Annotated in this window: 5 protein-coding genes; 1 reads left to right on the top strand and 4 read right to left on the bottom strand. The window is 48.8% G+C overall.

All coding sequences use genetic code 11. The features are described from left to right. Window positions 1–161 precede the first annotated feature (161 nt). Window positions 162–728, top strand: coding sequence for a hypothetical protein (locus tag ACPEPR_RS13690; protein ID WP_005181021.1), 567 nt, complete (start codon window positions 162–164; stop codon window positions 726–728). A 43-nt stretch (window positions 729–771) separates the two neighbouring features. Here the strand turns inward: ACPEPR_RS13690 and ACPEPR_RS13685 are convergent, their stop codons facing one another. The 4 genes from ACPEPR_RS13685 to ACPEPR_RS13670 all read right to left on the bottom strand — a co-directional run. Further along, entirely contained in the window at window positions 772–1,425 is a 654-nt protein-coding gene (locus tag ACPEPR_RS13685) for a TetR family transcriptional regulator C-terminal domain-containing protein (RefSeq protein ID WP_160240808.1), read from the bottom strand. A 381-nt stretch (window positions 1,426–1,806) separates the two neighbouring features. After that, window positions 1,807–2,610, bottom strand: coding sequence for an ABC transporter ATP-binding protein (locus ACPEPR_RS13680; RefSeq protein ID WP_423562551.1), 804 nt, complete (start codon window positions 2,608–2,610; stop codon window positions 1,807–1,809). Between the two features lie 13 nt (window positions 2,611–2,623). Next, a complete protein-coding gene (gene ssuC, locus ACPEPR_RS13675; protein ID WP_005181008.1) occupies window positions 2,624–3,439 on the bottom strand; it encodes an aliphatic sulfonate ABC transporter permease SsuC in 816 nt (271 codons plus the stop codon). Further along, window positions 3,439–3,897: LLM class flavin-dependent oxidoreductase (locus ACPEPR_RS13670; protein ID WP_423562550.1), on the bottom strand; the 459-nt coding region annotated here is incomplete at its 5' end. The genes ssuC and ACPEPR_RS13670, both read right to left, overlap by 1 nt.

Here is a 3,897-nt window from a genome sequence, read left to right as displayed (position 1 = left end):
CAGGAGCGAATGAAAATTGAAACGCGCGGCCAGCACTGAAAAGCTGCATAGATATGAAAAAAGTGGAGTCGTTGGAAGACCTGTCATTTCAGGGATGGCTTTTATTTTTCTGTCTTTTGCTTTCTAATGTGGCTCCCTGCAACTGTGGTAGAGAAGCAATAATGTCGGATCTGGCCTTAATTATGGCATTGCCGAGTGAATCCAAAGGTCTGTTTGAGCAGGCCGGCATCGAGGTGCATTACAGTGGTATTGGCAAGATCAATGCTGCCTTTAAAGCCTTTGAGGTGATTCAGAAAACTGGTTGTAAAACCCTGTTAAATTTAGGTACGGCCGGCAGCTCCTATTTTAATGCACATGAGCTGGTAGAAGTGACCCAGTTTGTGCAGCGTGATATGGATGTATCACCGTTGGGTTTTCAGGTCGGAGTGACGCCCATGGATGACGATCATCCGGCGGAAATTCATTTGCCGCAGCATTTTTCCCATTTACCGGCTGGTATTTGTGGCACCGGTGACAGCTTTGAAACTGGTACACCGAAAGTGGCCTGTAATCTGGTGGATATGGAAGGCTATGCGCTGGCCAAAGTCTGTAAAAAACTGGATGTACGGCTGATTTCCGTCAAATATATTACCGATGGCGCCAACGATACGGCACATCTGGACTGGGAAGAAAATCTGTTGCTGGGGGCGAAAAAATTATTGTCGTTATATCAGCAGAGTGGTTTTTAGTTCGGCGACCATAGCAAACTATGGTCGTATGCCAAAATCATGCTCAATCGTCGATTGATTCTGAGGGAGGTGCAGTATTCAGTTCTGGACGCGGCACAATACCATAAAGCATCAGATGCACGGTATGCTGGATAATGCGCTGCTGCATGCTGCGGTTGCGCAGGGTTTTGCCGGTGACCATTTCCATTTGCGTCGCGAAGTCTGCATAGTTCTGGGTCAGGGCCCAAATATTCAGAATCAGCAGTTCAGGGTCAATATCTTTGGAGATTTTGCCTTGTTCCTGCCAGTTGCTGATGACTTTGGCTTTACGCTTGACCAGTTTTTTCAGCGGACCTTTCAGGATGTCCAGAATATGCGGGGCACCCTGAATCACTTCCAGCGCAAACAGGCGTGAAGCTTTTGGCTGGGTGCGAGACACTTCAATCTTTTGCAATAAGTAGTTGGTGATCGCTTCTTCAGGTTCAAGCTCGGCTTCCAGCATTTGCAGTGGCGCCAGCCATTTCTGTAATACAGTGGTCAGCACTTCTACATATAACGCTTCTTTATTTTCATAGTAATAGAAAATATTCGACTTATGCATTTCTGCAATCTGAGCGATTTCATCTAAGCTCGCCCCATTAAAACCGTATAAGGAAAATACGTCGAGTGCTGCGTTCAGCAACTGATGTCGTTTTTGAGTACTCTTTTTTTGTTCCATTAGCAATTAAAAAACAATGAAAAGGGGGAATCACGAATTGTACGTCAAATCATCAGTTTTGTGCATCCTCGTCTATTGCAAATTATGATAAATGCAGCAGAATTTTGTAGATTAACTAATAATTTCCCCAGGATTGTTAAATTTAAGCCCTATAAAGCACACTTTTTGAGTCTGTTAAAAAATATAACTGAAGGCTTGATTTCAAAGATTTTTTATTCTTTTATTTTAAATCAAAATATAAGACATAGTTATAGAAATAATCCTGCATCTATTCGGGCCTATGTCACAAAAGTTTCATAAACCGAGATGAAGTTTTACCCTTAAATTGAGCCGGAATTTAAGGGTAAAGCTGCGGGGGCAGGCTCAGACCAAAATTAATCCTCATGTGGCCAAGACTGCATCTAGCACCTGCTGCTCCAGTTCGGCAAAGGCAATACTTTTTTGCCGCGGGCGCGGTAAATTGACCTGAAAGGTTTTGGCAATATGACCACGATCGAGCAGAATAATCCGGTCGGCCAGCTGTACCGCTTCACTGACATCATGGGTGACTAAAATGGCAGTAAAGCCCTGTTCGGTCCAGAGCCGTTCAATCAGCTTCTGCATTTCCAGACGGGTCAGGGCATCCAGTGCACCTAAAGGTTCATCCAGCAATAAAATCCGCGGTTGATGCGACAGGGCACGTACCAACGCGGTACGTTGTCGTTGACCGCCAGACAGTTGCGAGGGCCATAGCCCGGCTTTGTCTTTCAGACCGACTTTTTCCAGCAGGGCGCTGGCATGTGCGTACTGGTCTTTGCCCAGACCAAGCTGTACATTCTGCTCGATGCTGCGCCATGGCAGCAGACGCGGGTCCTGAAACATCACCCGGATATCATCCGAGGTAATGCCTTCGCGGATATGCCGTGCCGACTTAAATTTGATTTCGCCGTAGCTTGGTTTTTCCAGATCGGCAATTAAACGCAGCAGGGTGCTTTTGCCACAGCCACTGCGTCCGACAATGGCCAGAAATTCGCCCGGCTGAATATGCAGATCCAGGTCTTGCAGCACTTTCACCGAACCATAAAACTTGTGTAACTGTTCAATCAGGATTTCCGCACCTGCCACCGCCTGCGGCTGAATATCCGGATTGCTGCGCAGTTTCGAACTGCTGTGCTCGGTATGCAAGCCGGCAATTAAATTACTCATCTTCGCTTACTCCTTATTTCTGGTAGCCGGCATGCCAGCGCAGTAAATAGCGTTCCAAAGCCACAGCCAGCACATCGGCCAGTTTACCCAGCAGGGCATACAGCAGGATGCCAACCAGCACGATATCGGTCTGTAAAAACTCACGCGCGTTCATAGTCATATAGCCAATCCCGGATTGGGCGGAGATGGTTTCGGCGACAATTAGCAGCACCCAGACCAGACCTAAAGAAAAGCGCAGACCGACCAGAATTGAAGGCATTGCACCCGGCAAGATAATTTCCTTATACAGTTGCCAGCGGCTCAGGCCGTAGCTTTTGCCCATTTCAATCAGCTGTGGATCGACCGAGCGAATGCCATGATAGGTATTAATGTAAATGGGAAAGAACACGCCAATCGCAACCAGAAATAATTTGGCTGTTTCATCAATCCCGAACCAGAGAATCACCAGCGGAATCAGCGCCAAAGCCGGAATATTACGAATCATCTGCAAGGTGGTATCCAGCAGGGTCGAGGCGGTTTTGGAGGAGCCATTTAACAGGCCAAGCAGCAGGCCCAAACCACCGCCAATCAACAAGCCGAGGAGGGCACGTCCGGCACTGACCTGAACGTGCTGCCACAGCTCGCCACTGACCAGTAAGCCCCAGAAGGCACTAACCACTGCCGTTGGTGCCGGTAAAATCCGGCTTTCCAGCAGGCCGGTACTTGAGGCCAGTTGCCAGAAAGCAATCAGTAATAATGGCACCAGCCAGGGCAGCATCCGCTGCCCAAATGATGTTCCACGTGAAACTTTGGCCTCTGCCAGCTGCTCTAGGGAAATGGTTTTACTCATCAGGCCGGCTCCTTCAGCTGTTTGCTCGCCTGGCTGTCTGCGGCGACATAGTTATTCGCAACAATTTCCCCAAAAGGACCGGTCAAATTCGGTTGTGCCAGTTTCTTGCGGGTTTCCAGCGGCAACAGCGGGAACACCAGTTCGGCAAAACGGATGGATTCTTCCAGATGCGGATAGCCGGAGAAAATAAAGGTGCTAATACCCAGGTCGGCATATTCCTGAATACGGGCCGCCACTGTTTCAGGGTCACCGACCAGTGCCGTACCGGCTCCACCACGTACCAGGCCTACGCCTGCCCAAAGATTTGGGGAGACTTCCAGTTTGCTGCGATCGCCATTGTGCAGTTCAGCCATACGGCGCTGACCGACGGAATCCATCGCTTTAAACTTGGCCTGTGCTGCGGCAATGGTGGCATCATCGACATACTGGATCAGCGCGTTGGCTGCTTGCCAGGCTTC

Source organism: Acinetobacter sp. AND/436 (assembly GCF_049546925.1).
In the GTDB taxonomy this organism is placed as follows: domain Bacteria; phylum Pseudomonadota; class Gammaproteobacteria; order Pseudomonadales; family Moraxellaceae; genus Acinetobacter; species Acinetobacter indicus.
The sequence above is the reverse complement of the archived record's forward strand: the minus strand, read 5'-3'. Positions and strand labels throughout refer to the sequence as shown.